Genomic DNA, 19,672 nt, shown 5'->3' on the forward strand with positions numbered 1-19,672 from the left:
TACGCAATCGCTCCTTAAAGCTCCACGGTTTCCTGCGATGAACCAAAAAAATGCATCGACTCTGGCGTGCAGGGTCTCTCGCGGGCCTGAACAGCGCTCGCGGGCACGCATGCTATCCTCCACGCCATTCCCCGCCTTTTATCCTCGTCACGCATGTCGCTCTACGTCGATCACGCCGCCCTCGCCAACACCACGTTTCGCAGCACCGCACACCAGGAATGGGCCGCGAAGCTCGAACTCGGCTTCGAGTGCCAAGGCGCGCGCACGGCGCTCACCCATCGCCTGCACGCGGGACCGTTGCGCGTGCAACGGCCGCTCTACCCCGAAGGCGACGCGATCTGTCACGCGGTGATCGTGCATCCGCCGGCGGGCATCGCGGGCGGCGACCGGCTCGACATCGACGTGAACGTGGGCGATGGCGCGCACGCCGTGCTCACCACGCCGGGCGCGACCAAGTGGTACAAGTCCAATGGCCGCGTGGCGCGCCAGCGCATCAACGTGCGCGTGGGCGCGGGCGCGAAACTCGACTGGCTGCCGCAGAACAACCTCGTGTTCGACCACGCCCACGCCGAACTCGAGTTCGCGCTCACGCTTGGCGAGGGGGCCACGGCCATCGGCTGGGACGCGACGCAACTGGGCCGCCAGGCTGCGGGCGAGCGCTGGTCGGCGGGCATGGTGCGAGCGCTCACGCGCGTGACACGCGCGGCCTCTGAAAGCGACGCAGACGATCAGCTGCTCTGGCTGGAACGCGCGCTCATCGACGCCAACGACCCGCTGCGCGACGCGCCGCAAGGGCTCGCCGGCTACCCCGCTTTCGGCGTGCTGTGGGCGATCGGCCCTGCGTGCAACGAGGCGCTCGCACAAGACCTCGCGGCCATCCTCCCCTTCGACGACGCCCTGCGCTCGGGCGCGACCTGCATCGCGCCGGGCGTCCTGCTCGTGCGCGTGGTCGCGCGTTCGATGGAACCGCTGCAAAACACGCTCACGCAGTGCTGGACGGCGCTGCGTCCGTTCGTGCATGGCGTGAAGGCCGCGCCGTTGCGCTTGTGGACGACCTGAGCGCGCATCACACGCACCTCATCGGTGCGCGCGAGCATCGTTACGCACACTAGCGCAGCGCAGCAACGCCAACGCGGTGCAAAAGCGCCTCGAAAATGGTGCATCCACGCTGGCCCCTTCATTGGCACACACCTTGCTGTGGGCTTGCATCGATGCGTGCGCGCCGCGCGCGAGGCCGCAAGCTGCGCCTAGCCTTGTTCCAATGCGCTGGCTCCCGTAAGCTGGGCCGCCAGACTTGCCCCAACCGACCCAGAACGATGAAGCTCACGCCACGCGAGAAAGACAAGCTCCTGATCTTCACCGCCGCGCTGCTCGCCGAAAGGCGCCGCGCCCGCGGACTCAAGCTCAACTACCCGGAGGCAGTCGCCTTCATCAGCGCGGCGCTCATGGAAGCGGCCCGCGACGGCAAGACCGTCGCCGAGGTCATGCACTACGGCACCACGCTGCTCACGCGCGACGACGTGATGGAAGGCGTGCCCGAGATGATCCCCGACATCCAGGTCGAAGCGACCTTCCCCGACGGCACCAAGCTCGTCACCGTCCATCATCCGATCCCCTGAGTCGGGAGGAGCCACACATGATCCCCGGCGAAATGCTGATCGACGACGGCGAAATCGAACTCAACGCGGGCCGCGACACCGTCACCGTGAAGGTGGCGAACACGGGCGACCGCCCCGTGCAGATCGGCTCGCACTTCCACTTCTACGAAGTCAACGACGCACTCTCGTTCGATCGTGAAGCCGCTCGCGGCTTTCGCCTGAACATTGCGGCGGGCACGGCCGTGCGCTTCGAGCCCGGACAGGAGCGGACCGTCGAACTTGTGGCGCTCGCGGGAGACCGCGCCGTGTACGGCTTCAACGGCCGGGTGATGGGCCCGCTCTGAGCGCGGTCGAGCGAACAAAAGCGATTTCATCAGGAATCCGATATGACATTGAAGATCGGCCGCCGCGCCTACGCGGAGATGTTCGGCCCCACCACCGGCGACCGCGTGCGTCTCGCCGACACCGAACTCATCATCGAGATCGAGCGCGACTACACCGTCTATGGCGACGAAGTGAAGTTCGGCGGCGGCAAGGTGATCCGCGACGGCATGGGCCAGTCGCAGCGAGTGCACGCGGAAGTCGCGGACACCGTCGTCACGAACGCGGTGATCATCGACCACTGGGGCATCGTAAAGGCCGACATCGGCATCAAGGACGGCCGTGTCTGGAAGATCGGCAAGGCGGGCAACCCCGACGTGCAGCCGGGCGTGACGATTCCCATCGGCGCTTCGACCGAAGTGATCGCGGGCGAAGGCCAGATCGTCACCGCGGGCGGCATCGACACGCACATCCACTTCATCAGCCCGCAGCAGATCGACGAAGCGCTCGCCTCGGGCGTGACCACTATGCTCGGCGGCGGTACCGGCCCCGCGACGGGCACCAACGCCACCACCTGCACGCCGGGCCCGTGGCATATGGAGCGCATGCTGCAGGCCGCGGACGGCTGGCCGATCAACCTCGGCTTTCTCGGCAAGGGCAACGTGAGCTTGCCCAAACCCGCTGAAGAGCAGATCGCCGCGGGCGCGATCGGCCTGAAGCTGCATGAAGACTGGGGCTCGACGCCCGCAGCCATCGACAATTGCCTGAGCGTTGCGGACGCAACGGATACGCAGGTGGCCATCCACACCGACACGCTCAACGAGTCGGGCTTCGTGGAAGCGACGGTGGCCGCCTTCAAGGGCCGCACGATCCACACGTACCACACTGAAGGCGCGGGCGGCGGCCACGCGCCCGACATCATCAAGGTGTGCGGCGAAGCGAACGTGCTGCCCTCCTCGACGAACCCCACGCGCCCGTACACGATCAACACGCTCGACGAGCATCTCGACATGCTGATGGTGTGCCATCACCTCGACCCGTCGATTGCCGAAGATATTGCGTTTGCCGAGTCGCGCATCCGCCGTGAGACCATCGCCGCCGAAGATATCCTCCATGATCTCGGCGCACTGTCGATGCTCTCTTCGGATTCCCAGGCAATGGGCCGTGTGGGCGAAGTGATCATCCGCACGTGGCAGACCGCGCACAAGATGAAGGTGCAGCGCGGCGCCCTGCCCGGGGACAACGCGCGCAACGACAATTTCCGCGTGAAGCGCTATGTCGCGAAGTACACGATCAACCCTGCGCTCACGCATGGCATCGCACACGAAGTGGGTTCGCTCGAGCCCGGCAAATGGGCCGATCTCGTGTTCTGGGAGCCGGCGTTCTTCGGCATCAAGCCTTCGCTCATCCTTAAGGGCGGCATGATTGCGCTCGCGCAGATGGGCGACCCGAACGCTTCGATTCCGACGCCGCAGCCCGTGCATTACCGCGAGATGTTCGCCACGCGCGGGCGCGCGCTCGCCCAAACCTCGCTCACCTTCGTTTCGCAGCTCTCGCTCGACAAGCGCGTTCACGAACGCTACGGCCTGCAAAAGCGCGTCGTGGCAGTCCGCAACTGCCGCAGCGTGACGAAGGCCGACATGATTCACAATGCGTGGCAGCCCACGATCAGCGTCGATCCCGAGACGTACCAGGTCGTCGCCGACGGCCAGTTGCTCACCTGCGAGCCCGCCACGGTACTGCCGATGGCACAGCGTTATTTCCTGTTCTAAAGTTTAGCCATGCGCACGATCGACAAACTACTCAACGCGAAGCTGGCGCCCGTGCTCATGCAGCGCGCGCCCACGCTCACGCTCCCCTACGACGCGCGCTGCAAGAGCCGCTTCGCGGCCACGCTCGACACGGGCGAGGAAGTGGGCGTGGTGCTGCCGCGCGGCACGGTGCTGCGCGACGGCGACATGCTCGTGGCCGACGACGGCGGTCTCGTGCGCGTGATCGCGGCGGCCGAAAGCGTGCTGCGTGTACGTGCGCCGGACCGCCTCACGCTCACGCGCGCGGCGTATCACCTGGGCAATCGCCACACGCCAGTGGAAGTGGGCGCCGACGAGCTCAAGCTCGAAGCGGACCCCGTGCTCGAAGATATGCTCAAGCGCCTGGGAGCACAAGTGGAGCGCGCGCAGTTGCCGTTCCAGCCGGAATCGGGCGCTTACGGCGGCGGCCACCGCCACGGCCACGACGAAACCTTCGCCGACGACTACGCACTCGCGCAACGCGTGTACGACGATCACCACGGCCACGCGCATGCGCACAATCACGCCCATGGCGACGATCACGCGCATGACCACGATTGCGGCCACGATCACGGTCATTGCGACGGCCACGCGCACGACCACAGCCATGAACATCGCTGAACTCACGGCCCTGCTGCATCTTGCGTCGCCCGCATTGCCCATCGGCGCATTCAGCTACTCACAGGGACTCGAGGCCGCAATCGATGCGCAACTCGTCACGAACGCCGACGACGCCGCGCACTGGATTGCAGGCGGCCTCGCAAACGTGCTCGCTTGCGGCGAGCTACCCTTTTTAGCGCACCAGATCGAACGCTGGCGCACGCATGACGCGCAGGCGCTCATCGTGGCGAATGAGGAGTTCGTCGCGAGCCGCGAATCGGCTGAACTGCGGCGCGAAACCGCGCAGATGGGCTGGTCGCTGCGCCAGCTCTGCGCGCAGCTCGAATGGGGTGACGCCGAGCGTCGTGCCACGCTCGCGCGCATGACGCCCATTGCGCAGCCCACGGCCTTCGCGTTTGCCGCTTGGGCCCACGATGCCGCGCCACAAGCTGCGCTCGCCGCTTACGCGTTCAGCTGGATCGAGAACCAGACGGCGGCCGCGCTCAAGGCGGTGCCGCTCGGCCAGCTCGCGGGCCAACGCATCATCGTCTCGCTGCGGCCCGAAATCGAAAAAGCGGTGGTGCGCGCGCTCGCTACGCCCCCCGAGGCGCTCAACACCTTCGCGCCGCAGCTCGGCGTTCTTTCTGCGCGCCACGAATCGCAGTACTCGCGGCTTTTCCGCTCCTGATACACACACGAACCATGAATTCGCACGCACCCAGCAAACGAACGAAGAAACTGCCGCCGCTGCGCGTCGGCGTGGGCGGCCCGGTCGGCTCCGGCAAGACGACCTTGCTCGAAATGCTCTGCAAGGCCATGCGCGAGCGCTACGACCTCGTCGCCATTACCAACGACATCTACACGAAGGAAGACCAGCGCCTCCTGACCGTCGCGGGCGCCCTGCCCGCCGAGCGCATCATGGGCGTGGAGACGGGCGGCTGCCCGCACACGGCGATCCGCGAAGACGCGTCGATCAACCTCGAAGCCGTCGATCAGATGCTCACGCGCTTTCCCGACGCGGACATCGTCTTCATCGAATCGGGCGGCGACAATCTCGCGGCGACCTTCAGCCCCGAGCTATCGGACCTCACGATCTACGTGATCGACGTGGCCGGCGGAGAAAAGATTCCGCGCAAGGGCGGCCCAGGCATCACGAAGTCGGACCTGCTCGTCATCAACAAGACCGACCTCGCGCCGCTCGTGGGCGCGAACCTCGACGTCATGGCCTCCGACGCGAAGAAAATGCGCAGCGAGCGCCCCTTCGTGATGTGCAACCTGAAGGCGCTCGACGGGCTCGACCAGGTGATCGCGTTCATTGAAAAGCGGGGCCTGCTGGTCACCGATAACGCTTGAAGACATCGGGGTCACACCACCGATCGCTCAGATTGACGGATCGATGTAGTCGGCGTGCTTCACGAGCCAGTCCGGGTTCAGATGTGATCTGTCCTCGTAGAGGGCCGACCATTTGCCCGTCACGCGGATGCAAGCTTCATCCACACACAGGGGTGCGTCGGGGTCGATGAGTAAGGCATGATCGCGCTCGGCAAGCGCGATCAGCTGCTTGCGAACGCTCTGTTGCAGGCCGTCGATTTTCACCCGCTGCTCAGCCTGGCGTGGGTCGAAACGCCCGATTCTCGACAGGAATACGTGCGGGTCAAACGGGTCACCGATCGGATTGTCGAGCAGCACGTAGACCTTTTTGTGCTCCGCCTGCAACTCTCTGACCTCCCGATCGAGTTCGGCGAATGCTGCCGCCCTTCCTTCTGGCGTGGCCAGACTCAGTTGCTTTTGCCCGCGAACCACGTAATAGCCCGCGGCGTTGAAGTAATAACTCCAATATCCGCCGATCACAACCGCGGTAATTCGGCTATTTGCTGCCTTCGCGAGTGCTTCGCGCCGGACCGACCAGCATCCTGAATCGGCCGGAAGACTTTGATCGAAAACGTGGGGGATCGGGGGGCAAGCCGCAGCAACAGCAAAGATGGCTCCGTTGCGTGAAGCGTTGCGCTCTTCATCATCGTAGATTCGTTCGGCATATTGAGCGACATGCGAGTCGCCGAGAAAGAGCGTCGTGGCCTTCCGGTCTTCGTGCAACGGATAGATGCCGTCACGAACCTGCCCATCTGGCGTCCTCGACGCGAGGAAGTCCCACCCAGTGCGCGTCGCGAGGTTCACAGCGTCGAAGCGGGGTTTGATGAGCGCGTCCTTGATCACCACGCCGCCCACCAGCATTAGCACGAGACCGGCAGATAACAGAAGCGCCGTTCGATTCGCGGAGCGATGCCAGCGAATCTTCTTCTCGACGAAGCGGTGCGTGAGCCAGGCCAGCAAGATGGAAAGCAATACCACCGCAATCTTCGTGGCGTGACCATTGTCCGGCCAGACGAAATGCGCGAAAGACAACAGCGGCCAGTGCCATAGATAAAGCGGGTAGCTAATCAGCCCGCAAGTCACGACGGGTCGACTCGAGAGAATAGTGCGATTGATCCACGCGCCTGAACCCGCTGCAATGACGAGGAAAGTCCCCAACGTTGGCAATAGTGCCCAAAATCCTGGGAACGCTCGCTCATGATTGGTCAGCATGAATCCCGAGAGCAAGAGCCCCATCCCCAGCACACAGAGGAGGTTGCCGTACCGGCCGACCAGATCTGAGCGATGCAAAGCGGCATAGGCAAGCGAGCCGCCAACCATGAGTTCCCAGAAGCGGGAAAGGGGCGAGTAGAAAGCAGCAACAGGATCCCGAAAGGCAAGCCATACGCTAAGGCCAAAGGAGACCACAATGATCACGCCATTCATGACCGTGAATCGCCAGCGATGCGTCCATGCATAACTCAAGAGCAAGGGCCAGAATATGTAGTATTGCTCTTCGACCGCCAGACTCCAGAGATGCAACAGGGGCTTTGCCTCGTGATCGCCATCGAAGTAACCGCTCTCACCCCACAAGACAAAGTTCTGAACGAAGGAGGTTCCACCGATGATGTGTTTGCCAAGTTGGCGGTACTCGTCGCGCAACAGCACAAGCCAGCCAGCCGACGCACAGAAGAGCAACACAAGAAGAAGCGCGGGGAAGATTCGGCGAATACGCTTCCCATAAAAATCAGTGATACTGAATTTTTCGCGCTCGAGGTTGGTGAGAATAATGGTGGTAATGAGATATCCGGATATAACGAAGAAGACGTCGACCCCGATGAATCCGCCTGCCATCCGGCTTGGGAACGCATGAAAGAGAATCACTCCCATCACTGCAATCGCTCGCAGGCCGTCGACGTGGGGCCGGTATTCATGCGTCGCTACGCTGCGGGTCGCGGCACGATTGGGCGAGCTGTCGAGGATTTCCGTCGCGGACGGAACCGGCAGCACTTGCGGGGTAATCGTCGGTGGCATGGACGGTCCTTCGCTGCCTGCATATCGGTGCGGCCGACGCCAGCGATCCCGATATCGAGCAGTGCGTTCCTTACGAAAGACGTGGCTCGAACGCAAATCAACCACGTGGACCCAGTACACATGCGCCCAGACTTGAGCGTATGTGCGCACACGTACGCATTGTCGTGCGTGAAGGCATGCAATCGCCCTACCCTTTCATGCATCTATATGCCACCCTTCAGGGGTCTATAGATTGCCCTTCACGTACCCGCGTTTGACCCTTTCAAACATCGAACTTACAGATAACAGACAATCGCTCAGTGGCGCAGCGATCGCTGAATAACAATCAGTTTTCCTACGTTAAATTTGGCTGTCGCGTGACGACATGAAGATTCGCATCAGTCAGATACGACGATTTCGGAATGTCATCGGGGGGAGCAATCGTTGCCTGTTTGATCAGCCGATTTCGCACCCGCAAAGAGCTCGCGAGCGTGTGCCCCGTCAACGCGCTGTGCTGAATGCCGCGAGGAATGCCTGCACCCGGTGGTCGCAAGTATGGTGCTGCATGACTTCCCGGTAACCGTTCGCGCTGACTCGCAGGCGCTCGTCCTCGTTGTCGAGAAGCCATCGCAGCTTTCGCTGCATGTCTTCGAGATCCTGATAGACGCACAAATGCTCGTTATCGGCAAAGTACGTGTGAAGATCGAGCGCGTTATCCGTCAGCAGACATGATCGGCTGGCGAGCACTTCGAAGTACCTCATGTTCAGGCCCAGCCGTACCGTCCGGTCGGCGTTGAGGACCACGCGCGCCTTGTTGTGAAGCGCGTTCAGAGGCGCACCGAGGATCAAGTCCCCCTTGTGAATGCGACGCAGCATATCGCGTGGCAGCCGGCTTTTCTTGAGCCAGGAATGCCCATAGAGCGCGATGTCCTGAGTCACCTCGAATGCGCTCGCAATGACCTGATCGCGCCAAGGACTCCATGCGCCGACAAATACCAGGTCAATTTCCTTAGCACTACCATCAATCGGGTAATGCTGACGAACATTTGCACCGTGCGGCAGGTAGCGAGCTTCACCCCCATGCGACTGTATCGCCTCAACGACAGCCGGTGCGAATGCGAAGTAGAGGTCAAAGTCGCGCGTTGACGCTTCCAGGTCAGCCCAATTGTCGCTTTGCTCGACCCACCAGCCGGCCTTCAAAACCTTTGACTCTCGCAGCTGGAAAATCTCGGCCCTTTTGCCGTGAATGCAAAGCACGACATCGGGCGCATAGGCTGCCACTACTTCGCTGAGCCGGGTCGCAACATGGTTTTCTTCGCCGAGATGGTGCTTACGAAATAAATCTGTGCCTCTCGGCACCAGGCGAAGCGTACGGGCGAGCTTGTTGATCCTGCGAAAGACGTAGCGGTAGACCCAGTGGACGTGCTCCTCAATGATGAAGGTCTTCGCCTCCACACCCGCCTTCTCAAAGGCATCGACATAGTCGTCGGCCAACGGTGGAAAGCGGGGATGCGCGATGAGGATTCGCGAGATCGTCTTCGTCATAAGCGCTGGTCCAGCAGTGTCCATGTTGTCGTTGAGCGACTTGCGCACGCGCTACCGCGCACGAAGTCATACATCTGAGACGAGAGCCTGAATAACGTCCACCGTGCGCGCCGTCGCACCGCGGTGGCGCGACGCGAACGCAGCTGCAGCTGCGCCCATGGCAACCCGGCGCGACTTGTCGTTGAAGAGTTCGCGCAAGGCACGCGCGAGATCGGCGGGATCCTGCACCTGCAGGGCCGCGCCTGCGGCCGTAGCATCGGCGGTAGCCTGCGTGAAGTTGAACACGTGCGGCCCGATCAGCACCGGTACGCCCACGGCGCACGCTTCGATCAGATTCTGTCCGCCGAGCGGCAAGAGACTGCCGCCAATGAACGCGAGATCGGCGGCAGCATAGTAAGCGCCCATCTCCCCCATCGAGTCGCCGAGCAGAACGCTCACGTCCTGGGGCAGCACGCGCACGCCCTCATGCGCAGAAGCCGCGGCAGCCGCGGCCGGCGCCCAGCGCGAACGCCGCTCGAGCTTGAAGTTCTTGCGCTCCACGAGCGCGGCCACTTCGTCGAAGCGCTGCGGGTGGCGCGGCACGAGAATCAGCAGCGCGTCGGGCACGTTGAGTGCCGCGAAGGCCTGCAGCACGAGTTCCTCTTCGCCTTCGCGCGTGCTCGCCGCAACCCACACTGGCCGCTCGCCGATCGCGCGACGCCAGTCTCGGCCACGCGCGATCAGCGCCGGCGGGCTCGCCATGTCGAACTTGAGGTTGCCGAGCACCGCGACGTTGCGCGCGCCGAGCGCGGTCAGGCGCTCCGCATCGGACGGGCTTTGCGCGAGTACACGCGTGAAGCCACCGAACACCTCGCGCGTCCCCGCGCCAAATTTCGCCGCGCGCTTGAACGAGCGCGCCGACATGCGCGCGTTGGTGAGCACGAGCGGCACGTCGGCGTGCTTGCATTCGTCGATGAGCGTGGGCCAGACCTCGGTTTCCATCACGAGCCCGAGCGACGGCCGCCATGCGCGCAGGAAGCGCCGCACCGCGTGCGGCATGTCGTACGGCACGTAGCAGCGCAGCACGCGATCACCGAAGAGCTGCTCGCTGGTGGCGCGGCCGCCCGGCGTCATGTGCGTGAGGAGGATGCGCGCGTCGGGGCGCGCCGCCAGCAGCGCGTCGACGAGCGGTTGCGCCGCGCGCGTCTCGCCCACGGAGACGGCATGCACCCAGATGAGCGGCGCATCGTCTTCAGGCAAGCGCCCTGCGCTATAGCCAAAACGCTCGCCGATATGCTCGCGATAGCCGCGCTCGCGCCGCGAGCGGATGAAAAGCCGCAGCACCGCGAGCGGTGCAATGAGCCACCAGGCCGCGCGATAGATCGCTCTCAGCATCGGGCCTCCGCGACGGCCAGGGTGATGCGAAACGCCGCGGCCGCGCGGCAGGAGGCGCCCGTTGACACGTTGATCGGCACGTCGATCGGCAGACTCATCGCGTGTGGATTCAAACCAGTTCCTTGCCCTTGAGGCGTTCGAGAATGCCGAGCGGCGCCCATTCGGGATGCACCATGTTTTTCGCCGGCAGGAAGAAGGTCTGCTCCATCATGAACTGACCGGACATCACCGCATGCGACGTGTGATCGGAGAAGCACACCCACACGCAGCCCGGCGGAAAGCCGATGGTCTCCTGCGGGCTCGCTTTCTGATACTCGAGATCGGCCTTCATGCCGTCGTGGAGGTTGAGCATCAGATGGTCGTACTCGCTGCGCGGCGACTTCGTGATGTGCAGCAGATTCTGCAGCCACGCCGAGCCCGGAAACTGCGGCTTGATGTTCGGCAGGAAGCGCCTGGCCATGTCCTCGAACGGCTCACCCACGCGCCACACGCGCGGCACGCCGTTCGGGTTGACGTTGGTGAACACGCGCAGGATGCGCTCGCCGTAGTTCGGGCGCGAGGGAAACGCATCCACGTGCAGGCGCGAATCGTCCTTGCGCCACGAGGTCTCACGCGTTTCCACCTGATGCAGACGCAGGCTCGTGGGCGCGACGCGCAGCTTGCCTATGTACTCGGGGAAGAGGCCATCGACCAGCGTGCGCGCGCACGTCTGGTAGCGCGCGATCAACGCGCGCACGGCCGTCTGCGTGACGGTGTCGCCGAGCACGCCGTGGAGCGCGCCGCCGTTCGGGTCGAGGCTGATGTTCTTGCGCTTGGGGTCGGCGATCGCGGGGTCGAGCAGCGCGCGCTCGCCGCCTTCGATCGCAAAGGCCAGGTTCGGGAAATACAGCACCTTGCCCTGCTCGACGGCATCGAGCAGCGTTTCGCGCGGTTGCGAGAGCTGCTGGCCTTGCCAATCGGCGGAAGTGATTTCGATGATCTGGGATTCGTTCATGAGTCGCCCCTGGAAGCGATGGATCTGATTGCCTGCCGGTGTAGGCCATGCCGGCCAGGCCCTGGCGCTCACTTTGCACGTTCGTGCACCGTCGTGAGCGCCGATTCTTATACCCGCAGCCTCTGGGGCGCGCCTTGACGCGCCGCAGTCTGCCGGGCGCCCGCGCTGCGACGGCGCGCCGCTACAGCAACCCGAAGCCCGCCAGCGCGCCCTTCACCTGCGCGAGCGTTGGCGGCTGGCCTGCCGTGCCCAGATTGACGACGTTCGGCGACCAGTAACCGCCCGTGCGCCAGGCGGTCGCGAAATTGTACAACTCGACGCTCGGGCGCTTCAGCGCCGCCGCGATGTGCACGAGGCCCGTGTCCACGCCCACCGTGGCCGCCGCGCCGTCGATGAGGCCGACCACCGCTGGCAGCGAAAGCCTGGGCGGCACGATCGCCGCTTCGCCGAATTCGCGCGCGAGGCGCTCGCTCGTGGCGCGCTCGGCCTCGCTGCCCCAGGGCAGCACGAGCGACGCACCGCGCCGCACGAGCGCCTGGCCCAGCTCGATCCAGTGCTGGTCAGGCCACTGCTTGTCGGCGCGCGAGGTGGCATGCACGAACACCACATAGGGCACCGGCAGGTTCAGCCCGACGCCGGCGAGCGCCTGCGCGGCGCGATAGGTGTCGAGGCCGAAGTCGATGTCGTCGGTAACCGAAGGCGGCGCGAGATCGAGCGCGCCCGCAACCAGTTGGCGCGTGCGCTCGACCACGTGGGTGCGCGGCTCGATGCGAATCGAGCGGTCGTAGAAAAAGCGCACGGGCCATTCGTAGCCGGCGCCATCGGTGCGGTTGCCCAGACCAACAAGCGGCCCGCGCGCCCAGCTCGCGACCCAGGCCGTCTTGATGAGGCCCTGGCAGTCGATCACGAGGTCGTACTTCTCCGCCGCGAGCGCACGCCGGAACGCGCCGATCTCGCGCCAGTTGGCGGCCGAGAAGAGGCCTTTGCGCCAGCGGCGCAGCGAAAACGGGATCGCGCGGCGCACGCCCTCCACGAGCTCGACGAGCGACTGGAAGCTCTCTTCGACGAGCCAGTCGATCTGCGCGTCGGGGTAGCGTCGCCGGATATCGGCGATGGCGGGCATGTTGTGGACGACGTCGCCAAGCGACGACACGCGCACGATGAGGATCTTTTGCACGCTCAGGGTTCTTTGTGCGGACGAATTAAAAAGGTCCGCAATTTTAGCGCGCCGGGCGAAGATAAGCGAAAAAGGGGGGAGAAAGCGCGGGCATGTGCGCCACTCCCCCAAAGGCCTCGGGGCCCAAAGAAGCCGCCGCCACGCAAACCCGTATCGAGGCGCAAGCGGCACGCCGCTTGCGCTCTCCGGCGGCAAAACTTGCTTACTGAACCAGCCTCGGCGGTGTGTACGCCCCGTAACTCGGCCCAACCCCACCCGAATTGGCGGTCTCGCAGTGGCTCATGTCGTTGGACATCTGCACGAGCACATAGGGCGTCGAGCCGTTGCTCGCATCGAGAATGTGCAGGCAAGCAAATGCCAGGACCGGCTGATACCCGCTCGTCGACGGGTCGCTCACCACAGTCACCGTCGCCCAGGCGCATTGCCCGTTGCCCGCGGCGCTACACTGGGCAGCATTCTTGAACACCGAGTTTTCCTCGCCTGTCTGGATATACGTCCCCGGCGAAGCACCGATCGAGAGCGTGGTGGGGTTGCCGCTCGTCAACAGGCCACTGGCATAGCTGGCACTGTTATTAGTCGAGCTAAATGTGGTCCATTGACCGGATTGACAGGTTCCGTACTGGTAGCTGGATCCGATCTGGAAGATGTACGGCTGTCCCGCAACCTGGGGCGTTGAGAAGCCGGACACGGTGCCGCTGGTGGGCGAGAGCTTCGGTGAATTGGTCGACGAATTCCAGTAAGTGTTGTACAGGCATTGCGACATCGCCATGGGAAAGAGCCCGCCAGGTCCCACATTGCCAGGCGAAGACAGCACGGCCGTTGCCACCGCACTGGCTTTGAGGATATTGATGCCGAACACGTTGCTCAGAAAGCCCTTCACCGATCCGTTCGTGTTCGAGCCGTCCTTGCGGATGGTCACCTGCACGGCGGCCAGGTCGTTCGCTCCCGGTGTGAACGGCAACGCCTCGAGGCCGTAGGGTGTTCCCGTAGCGTTCCAGTATCCCGTCGCGACCGTACTCGTCTGCACATAGGCACCCTGGACCTGGTTGGTCGAGGTCGACGTCGAGAACGTTGACGCTGTCGCTGACGCCGTCGTGAAATCCGGCTGGGTCGCGGTGGTGTTGCTGCACTCGCTGCGCGGTTTCAGACAGCCCGCGCCCGCCAGCGCGGCCGCGTCAGCCGCATTCTGAAGTTCGTTTCGGGCGACCATCAGATTGCCGATGTCGATGGCCATCGCCGCGGTCCCCAGCAGAAAGATCATGAAGACGGCGACCGTGATGGCCACTGCCCCTCTCTCCTTGCGTCTTCTCCCCGTGCGCATGATTGCCCCCTTTATTCGTTGTTCATGACGGTCGTGGAGGACAGCGTCAGTGCCCCTGTGATGGGCGCCACCATGCGTCCCAAAGCCAGGCCGTTGTACTGGTACGTGACGGTCACCGAAAGCGGTTGGCCGAAATTGCCGCCAGCCCCGGTCGTCGTGACCACCGGCGTATTCTGCGTACCGAACGTCAGCAGGTAGCTCGACGTGTAGTTCGTCACGACTGTCTGGACGTCGCTTGCAGTGGGCTTCGGGCTCTTGAGCACGACTCCGGCGCGGGCGCCTTCCCGACTGGCGTTGGTGATCACGGCCTTGTCGTAAAGGAACAAGCCCATTTCGATGATGCCGAACAGCAAGATGAGCAGCACCGGCAGCACGAGGGCAAACTCCACCGCAGCCACGCCACGCTGTGCGCGCCGGCCGCGCCTGCGCCGTGGGCTCGTTGCGCCCCTATTTCCCCGTCCCGGGCCTGACGGAAGTGACAGCGCGCCGGTCTTTGCAGTTTTCATGACTTCCCCCGATCAAAACGCCCTTGCTGGGCTTGCTCTATTCGTGTCGCGCGTTCCAGCCCGCCGCTAGCCGCCGTTCATGGTCGGCAGCATCGTCCGATAGATATGCAGCATCGCCGGCCCCATCAGCACCACCATCAGCGCCGGAAAGATGCAGAACATCAGCGGAAACAGCAGCTTGAGCGCGATCTTTGCGGCCTTTTCCTCGGCAAGCATGCGACGGCGCGTGCGCAGCGTATCGGAGAGCACACGCAGCGAATCGCCGATGCTGGTGCCGAAACGCTCTGCCTGGATGAGCATCGTGCTGAAGGAGTCGACGTCTTCAACACCTGTGCGCATGGCGAGGTTGCGCAACGCTTTTTCCTTCGTGTAACCCGAGCGCATCTCCAGAAGCGTGAGGTCCAGTTCGTCGGCGACCACTGCGCTGCGCAACCTGATCTCCTGTGCCACGCGCATCAACGCGGCATCGAGACCGAGGCCCGCCTCGACGCAGACCGTCAGCAGATCGATGGCGTCGGGGAAGTCCTCGAAGATCGCGCGTTTGCGGCGCGCAACCACGCGCGCGATCACCAGTGCCGGCAGGTAGTAGCCGAACGCCACCAGCGTCACCAGAACCACTGCAAACTTCGTGACCGAACTTGCCGCCCCGCCGCCGCTAATCATCCACATGGCCGCAAGCGTGGGCAGCAGCAGTGCCAGCACGGTACGAGTGCCGAAGAAGATCGCGACGGCACCCGGCGAGCGCCAGCCCGCGTTCATCAGTCTCACGCGCAGCGCCGAGACCTCCCAGCCTTCCTTCGGCGTCGAGAGCCGGGAAAGCGGCTCGGAGATCTGCACGAGCTTTTCGTACCAGGCCTCCCCGGTGGCATCCGGCTGCATCCCCGGAACAGGCGCGCTGCGGCCGCCACCCACTTGTTCAATGCGCCGCCGCATGGCCTTGGGTGCAAGGACATACATGGCTGCCAAAGACAGGCCGAACACGCAGGCAAACAGACAGACCAGCAACAGCAACCGCGTCGAATCGAGCGCTAACATGGCTCCCCCCTTGAGTTTTGATGATGGTGCGGGTCGTGGCACCTTCATACGCGAATCCGCACGATGCGCCGCCCCCAAACCATGCCGGCCAGCAGCATCACGGTGCCGGCTTGAAGCATCAGCACGCCCGCCGGGTCCTGCCACAGCACCTCGAGAAAGTCCGGATTCACGAAGGAGATGGCCCCGCCCGTGACCACCGGCAGCAGACCCAGCACCCGCGCCGAGAGGACCCCTTCCGCGGAGAGCACGCGCACCTTGTCGAACAGCTTGAAGCGCTCGCGCACGAGGCTCGCAATGCCGTCCAGCAGCTCGGCCAGGTTGCCGCCTGTCTCGCGCTGGATCAGCACGGCGATGACGAGGTAACGCAGGTCCCCCACCGGCACGCGCTGCGCAAGCGCCGTCAACGCCTCGTTGAGCGACACGCCATAGTTGATTTCGTCAAACGTGGTGCGGAACTCGGCGCCCATCGGGTCGGCGAATTCGGTGCCGACCAGATCGATCGCACCCGAGAACGCATGGCCCGAGCGCAACGCGCGCGCCAGCGTGTCGCAGGCATCCGGCAACTGCTTCTGGAAGCGGCGCATGCGCTTCGTGCGCCGAGAGCGCACGTACATCAACGGCACCAGCGTCGACGCCGCCGCACCCGACGCCAGCATGACGAGCGGCACGCGGATGAACATCCCCGCTACGATCACGAGAACCGGCATGAGGGCGCACATCGCGAGGACGCGTGACGCCGTCCAACTGATGCCCGACTGCTGCACCCACGCCTCGAACGAGCGGATGCCCGGCATGAGCAGCAGCATGCGCTGGCCAAACGTCGACCCATCGAGCTTGCGCGCCTTGAGGATGGACATCGCCTCCTTGCGCCCCACGCCCCCCGTCGCCACGGCCTCGATGCGCGATTCGAGGCGGCGCGCGACCGCGCCATGCCGGCTGTTCCACCATTCCCACGCGCCCTGGCTGGCAAGCACTACGGCTACGAAGAGCAGCAGGATTGCCAAAATGAAGGTTGTACTCATGCCACGCTCCCCCGAATGAACGTCGTGAATATCAGACCGTGTCGTAACGGCGGCCCGGATCGAAAATCTGCTCGGGCAGGTTCACGCCAAACGCCGCGAACCGTTCGCAGAATTTCGGCCGCACACCCGTCGCACAGAAGTGGCCACGCACGTTGCCATTCGAATCCATGCCCGTGCGCTTGAACGTGAAGATTTCCTGCATGTTGATGATGTCGCCCTCCATGCCGGTCAGCTCCGAAATGCTCACGATCTTGCGTCGGCCATCGGTCAGGCGCGCGGCCTGCACGACGACCGAGATCGCGGAGGAGATCTGATGGCGCATCGTGCGCGGCGGCAAGGCGAGACCGCCCATGCTGATCATGTTCTCGAGGCGCGTGAGCGCATCGCGCGGCGTGTTGGCGTGGATCGTCGCGAGCGAGCCTTCGTGGCCGGTGTTCATCGCGTTGAGCATGTCGAGCGCTTCCGCGCCGCGCACTTCGCCGAGGATGATGCGGTCAGGACGCATACGCAGCGCGTTGCGCACGAGCGCGCGCTGGGCGATCTCGCCTTTGCCTTCGATGTTCGGCGGACGGGTCTCGAGGCGCAGCACGTGATCCTGGCGCAGCTGAAGTTCGGCTGCGTCCTCGATCGTCACGATGCGCTCGTCGTTCGGAATGAAGCCCGAGAGCACGTTGAGCATGGTCGTCTTGCCGCTGCCGGTGCCGCCGGAGACGAGAATGTTGACTTTGGCGCGCGCGAGGCCCTCCAGCACCTGGGCCATGGGCGGCGTGAGCGTTTGCAGCTCGATCAGATCCGAAACCAGCAGCGGCTTGACGGCAAAACGCCGGATCGACACAAGCGGCCCGTCGACAGCCGAAGGCGGAATGATCGCGTTCACGCGCGAGCCGTCGGGCAGGCGTGCGTCCACCATCGGGCTTGATTCATCGATGCGCCGCCCTACCCGCGAGACGATCTTCTCGATCACCTTCATGAGGTGGGCGTCGTCGTAGAAGTTGACGTCCGTGAGTTCGAGCTTGCCGCGGCGCTCCACGTAAGTCTGGCACCACGTGTTCACGAGAATGTCCGACACAGTGGGGTCGCGCAGCAGCGGCTCGAGCGGACCGAAGCCGAACATCTCGTCGTACACGTCGATGGCCAGCTGCTTGCGCTCGAGGTCGTTCGCAAGCGCCTTCTGCTCTTCGAGGATGCGGCCCACGAGCGCGTTGATCTCGCTACGGATCTGCTCCTGGGGCATGCGCGAGAGACGCTCGAGTTCCACCCGTTCGAGCACCGCATGATGCGTGTCGTACTTCAGCTTCTGGTACGCCTCGGTCTTCACCCGGGACGGGGCCGCGGAGGCTGCGGCGGCCGCGCCACCCGTATCGGTGCGCTCGACGATCGTCGGCTCGAGGCGCTGCGCAAAGATCTGCTCTCGAAGAGACATAATTTTTCTCCTTTACATCAAACCAAGTTTGGCTGGCGCCTGACGCCCGAGCATGCGCGCGAACAGGGATTCGCCCTTGCCCCGCGCGCTCGCGTCTGTCGCGTTCGGGAGTGCGACGCTCGCCGCCAGCGTGCGCAGGCTGCGCGTCACGGCGCTGCCGGGCGCTGCCACGGCAATCGGCACACCCTGATTGACCGCTTCGGCAACGGCGCGCGCATCGTCGGGAATGACGAGGAACGGCTTCATGCCGAGCACGGTGTCGGCGGCTTCGCGCACGCGCTCGCCGTGACGCGTCTGCCGGTTCAGAAGCAGGCGCATGCGCTCCCGCCCGTAGCCGAGCGACTGCAAGATCTCCTGCAGACGGCGCCCCGCCTGCAGATGCGGCATGCTCGCCTGCAAGACGATGTGGATCTCGTCACTGCGATCGAGCGCGAGCATGGAAAGCGGATTGATCGTCTGGCCGAGATCGAGGATCACGCAGTCGTAACGGGGCGCGGCGACGCCGAGCACCCATTCGAGCCTGTCCTGGCGCATCTCGCCCGCCTTGATCGGATCGCCTGCGCCCGCCAGGATGTCGAAGTTCCCGGTGGCGTGCATCACACTCGCTTCGAAGAGCGCCACGTCCATGCGGTCGACCTCGGCGCACAACTGCGGAAGCGTCGAGGGCGGCGTCTCCGCGGTCACGAGAAACGCCGCGTCCGCGTAAAGCTGGTTCAGATCGATCAGCAGCACGCGACGGTCCTGCGTCTGCGAGACGATATGCGCGACATTCGCCGCGATGAAGCTCGTCCCGACTCCGCCCTTGCACGACATGAACGACACGATGCGCGACGTCCGTGTGCTTCCATGCGCGCGCTGACCGATTGCACGCTGCAGCGCCTCGCCTATCGTGCGGCCGTCCGGCTGCCCCGTGACGACATCGCGAAAGCCCGCGCGCATTGCTGCAATGAGTTCGTCAGGCGACGCCTCCGGAATCAGCAGAATGCACGTGAGCCGTTCGCAACGACGGCACAGCTCGCTCACGGAAGGCAACTGGGCCTCCTGCAACCCGCGCGCGTCGACGATCAGGACATCGAACGCGTCGAGCGTGTCGCCGCGCTCGACGAGATCGAACGGTGTGCCAACGCTACGCGTCGTGCGGTACGGGCCGCATGCCGCGATCGTGCGCATGATCTGCGCAAGCCGCTCTGCGTCCGTCGAGGTAATGAGTATGTCGATCATGATCGTATGTCCCCGCTGTTGTTCCCTTCTCCGGCCAGTAGCGTGAGTGTGTGTGCGTAACACCGCTCACTGGCTACCGCCACCGCCACCACTGCTTACGCCAATCGTGTAGGGGTTCGCAGATGCCGCCGGATGCTGGAACGACTTGTCGTAGTTATCCATCGCCGATGCCGCCGACTTGCCGTCCACACCCGGCTGCGACGCGTGTTGGCCCGCGTCCGGGTCGATGATTTGCGCCTGCATCGAGTGGCGCACGGCTTCCCCGAAGTGCGCTTCCCAGATCGGCGAGCTGGTCATGCAGCCACCGAGCGCAGCGCCGAGCGGCGCGATCAGCAGGAACCGGCGAACGAATGCAAAGTTTTCGAGTTTCATTTTGGCCTCC

Annotated in this window: 19 protein-coding genes; 7 read left to right on the forward strand and 12 right to left on the reverse strand. The window is 64.2% G+C overall.

Annotation, left to right across the window (positions count from 1 at the left end; translation table 11 throughout):
• Positions 1 to 153: 153 nt before the first annotated feature.
• The 7 genes from VSR72_RS09560 to ureG all read left to right on the forward strand — a co-directional run bounded on the left by VSR72_RS09560 (position 154) and on the right by ureG (position 5,662).
• Entirely contained in the window at positions 154 to 1,059 is a 906-nt protein-coding gene (locus VSR72_RS09560; RefSeq protein ID WP_342952141.1) for an urease accessory protein UreD, read from the forward strand.
• Between the two features lie 257 nt (positions 1,060 to 1,316).
• A complete protein-coding gene (gene ureA, locus VSR72_RS09565; protein ID WP_017773123.1) occupies positions 1,317 to 1,619 on the forward strand; it encodes an urease subunit gamma in 303 nt (100 codons plus the stop codon).
• A 17-nt stretch (positions 1,620 to 1,636) separates the two neighbouring features.
• A complete protein-coding gene (locus VSR72_RS09570; RefSeq protein ID WP_342952142.1) occupies positions 1,637 to 1,942 on the forward strand; it encodes an urease subunit beta in 306 nt (101 codons plus the stop codon).
• Positions 1,943 to 1,984: 42 nt separating this feature from the next.
• A complete protein-coding gene (gene ureC / locus VSR72_RS09575) occupies positions 1,985 to 3,691 on the forward strand; it encodes an urease subunit alpha (protein ID WP_342952143.1) in 1,707 nt (568 codons plus the stop codon).
• A gap of 9 nt (positions 3,692 to 3,700) precedes the next feature.
• Entirely contained in the window at positions 3,701 to 4,330 is a 630-nt protein-coding gene (gene ureE, locus VSR72_RS09580; RefSeq protein ID WP_342952144.1) for an urease accessory protein UreE, read from the forward strand.
• Positions 4,317 to 4,997: an urease accessory UreF family protein gene (locus VSR72_RS09585; protein WP_342952424.1), complete on the forward strand. Its 681-nt coding sequence runs from the start codon at positions 4,317 to 4,319 to the stop codon at positions 4,995 to 4,997. The genes ureE and VSR72_RS09585 overlap by 14 nt, the downstream gene beginning before the upstream one ends.
• Before the next feature lie 14 nt (positions 4,998 to 5,011).
• A complete protein-coding gene (ureG, locus tag VSR72_RS09590; RefSeq protein ID WP_342952145.1) occupies positions 5,012 to 5,662 on the forward strand; it encodes an urease accessory protein UreG in 651 nt (216 codons plus the stop codon).
• A gap of 27 nt (positions 5,663 to 5,689) precedes the next feature.
• On the opposite strand, the gene VSR72_RS09595 is transcribed toward ureG, so the two are convergent.
• The 12 genes from VSR72_RS09595 to VSR72_RS09650 all read right to left on the reverse strand — a co-directional run bounded on the left by VSR72_RS09595 (position 5,690) and on the right by VSR72_RS09650 (position 19,662).
• Positions 5,690 to 7,693, reverse strand: coding sequence for an acyltransferase family protein (locus VSR72_RS09595; RefSeq protein WP_342952146.1), 2,004 nt, complete (start codon positions 7,691 to 7,693; stop codon positions 5,690 to 5,692).
• A gap of 480 nt (positions 7,694 to 8,173) precedes the next feature.
• The gene (locus VSR72_RS09600) at positions 8,174 to 9,217 is read right to left on the reverse strand and encodes a glycosyltransferase (RefSeq protein WP_342952147.1); all 1,044 of its coding nucleotides are present in this window, start codon (positions 9,215 to 9,217) and stop codon (positions 8,174 to 8,176) included.
• A 66-nt stretch (positions 9,218 to 9,283) separates the two neighbouring features.
• Positions 9,284 to 10,591 (reverse strand): lipid IV(A) 3-deoxy-D-manno-octulosonic acid transferase, encoded by a 1,308-nt coding sequence (waaA, locus tag VSR72_RS09605; protein WP_342952148.1) that lies wholly within the window; start codon positions 10,589 to 10,591, stop codon positions 9,284 to 9,286.
• 109 nt (positions 10,592 to 10,700) lie between these two features.
• The gene (locus tag VSR72_RS09610; RefSeq protein ID WP_342952149.1) at positions 10,701 to 11,585 is read right to left on the reverse strand and encodes a Kdo hydroxylase family protein; all 885 of its coding nucleotides are present in this window, start codon (positions 11,583 to 11,585) and stop codon (positions 10,701 to 10,703) included.
• Positions 11,586 to 11,766: 181 nt separating this feature from the next.
• Complete coding sequence (gene waaC, locus VSR72_RS09615; RefSeq protein WP_342952425.1) at positions 11,767 to 12,768, reverse strand: lipopolysaccharide heptosyltransferase I; 1,002 nt, start codon at positions 12,766 to 12,768, stop codon at positions 11,767 to 11,769.
• Positions 12,769 to 12,964: 196 nt separating this feature from the next.
• The gene (locus tag VSR72_RS09620; RefSeq protein WP_342952150.1) at positions 12,965 to 14,047 is read right to left on the reverse strand and encodes a TadG family pilus assembly protein; all 1,083 of its coding nucleotides are present in this window, start codon (positions 14,045 to 14,047) and stop codon (positions 12,965 to 12,967) included.
• Between the two features lie 47 nt (positions 14,048 to 14,094).
• Complete coding sequence (locus tag VSR72_RS09625) at positions 14,095 to 14,472, reverse strand: TadE/TadG family type IV pilus assembly protein (protein WP_342952151.1); 378 nt, start codon at positions 14,470 to 14,472, stop codon at positions 14,095 to 14,097.
• Positions 14,473 to 14,655: 183 nt separating this feature from the next.
• Positions 14,656 to 15,624 carry a type II secretion system F family protein gene (locus VSR72_RS09630; RefSeq protein ID WP_342952426.1) on the reverse strand — a complete coding sequence of 323 codons (969 nt, stop codon included), beginning with the start codon at positions 15,622 to 15,624 and terminating at the stop codon, positions 14,656 to 14,658.
• A gap of 44 nt (positions 15,625 to 15,668) precedes the next feature.
• Positions 15,669 to 16,646: a type II secretion system F family protein gene (locus VSR72_RS09635; protein ID WP_342952152.1), complete on the reverse strand. Its 978-nt coding sequence runs from the start codon at positions 16,644 to 16,646 to the stop codon at positions 15,669 to 15,671.
• Between the two features lie 31 nt (positions 16,647 to 16,677).
• Positions 16,678 to 18,069, reverse strand: a complete 1,392-nt coding sequence (locus VSR72_RS09640; RefSeq protein ID WP_342952153.1) for a CpaF family protein — start codon at positions 18,067 to 18,069, stop codon at positions 16,678 to 16,680.
• 12 nt (positions 18,070 to 18,081) lie between these two features.
• A complete protein-coding gene (locus VSR72_RS09645) occupies positions 18,082 to 19,290 on the reverse strand; it encodes an AAA family ATPase (protein WP_342952154.1) in 1,209 nt (402 codons plus the stop codon).
• A gap of 66 nt (positions 19,291 to 19,356) precedes the next feature.
• Complete coding sequence (locus VSR72_RS09650) at positions 19,357 to 19,662, reverse strand: hypothetical protein (RefSeq protein ID WP_342952155.1); 306 nt, start codon at positions 19,660 to 19,662, stop codon at positions 19,357 to 19,359.
• Positions 19,663 to 19,672 lie beyond the last annotated feature (10 nt).

The sequence above is a fragment of the Paraburkholderia sp. JHI869 genome (assembly GCF_038900775.1).
GTDB lineage: Bacteria > Pseudomonadota > Gammaproteobacteria > Burkholderiales > Burkholderiaceae > Paraburkholderia.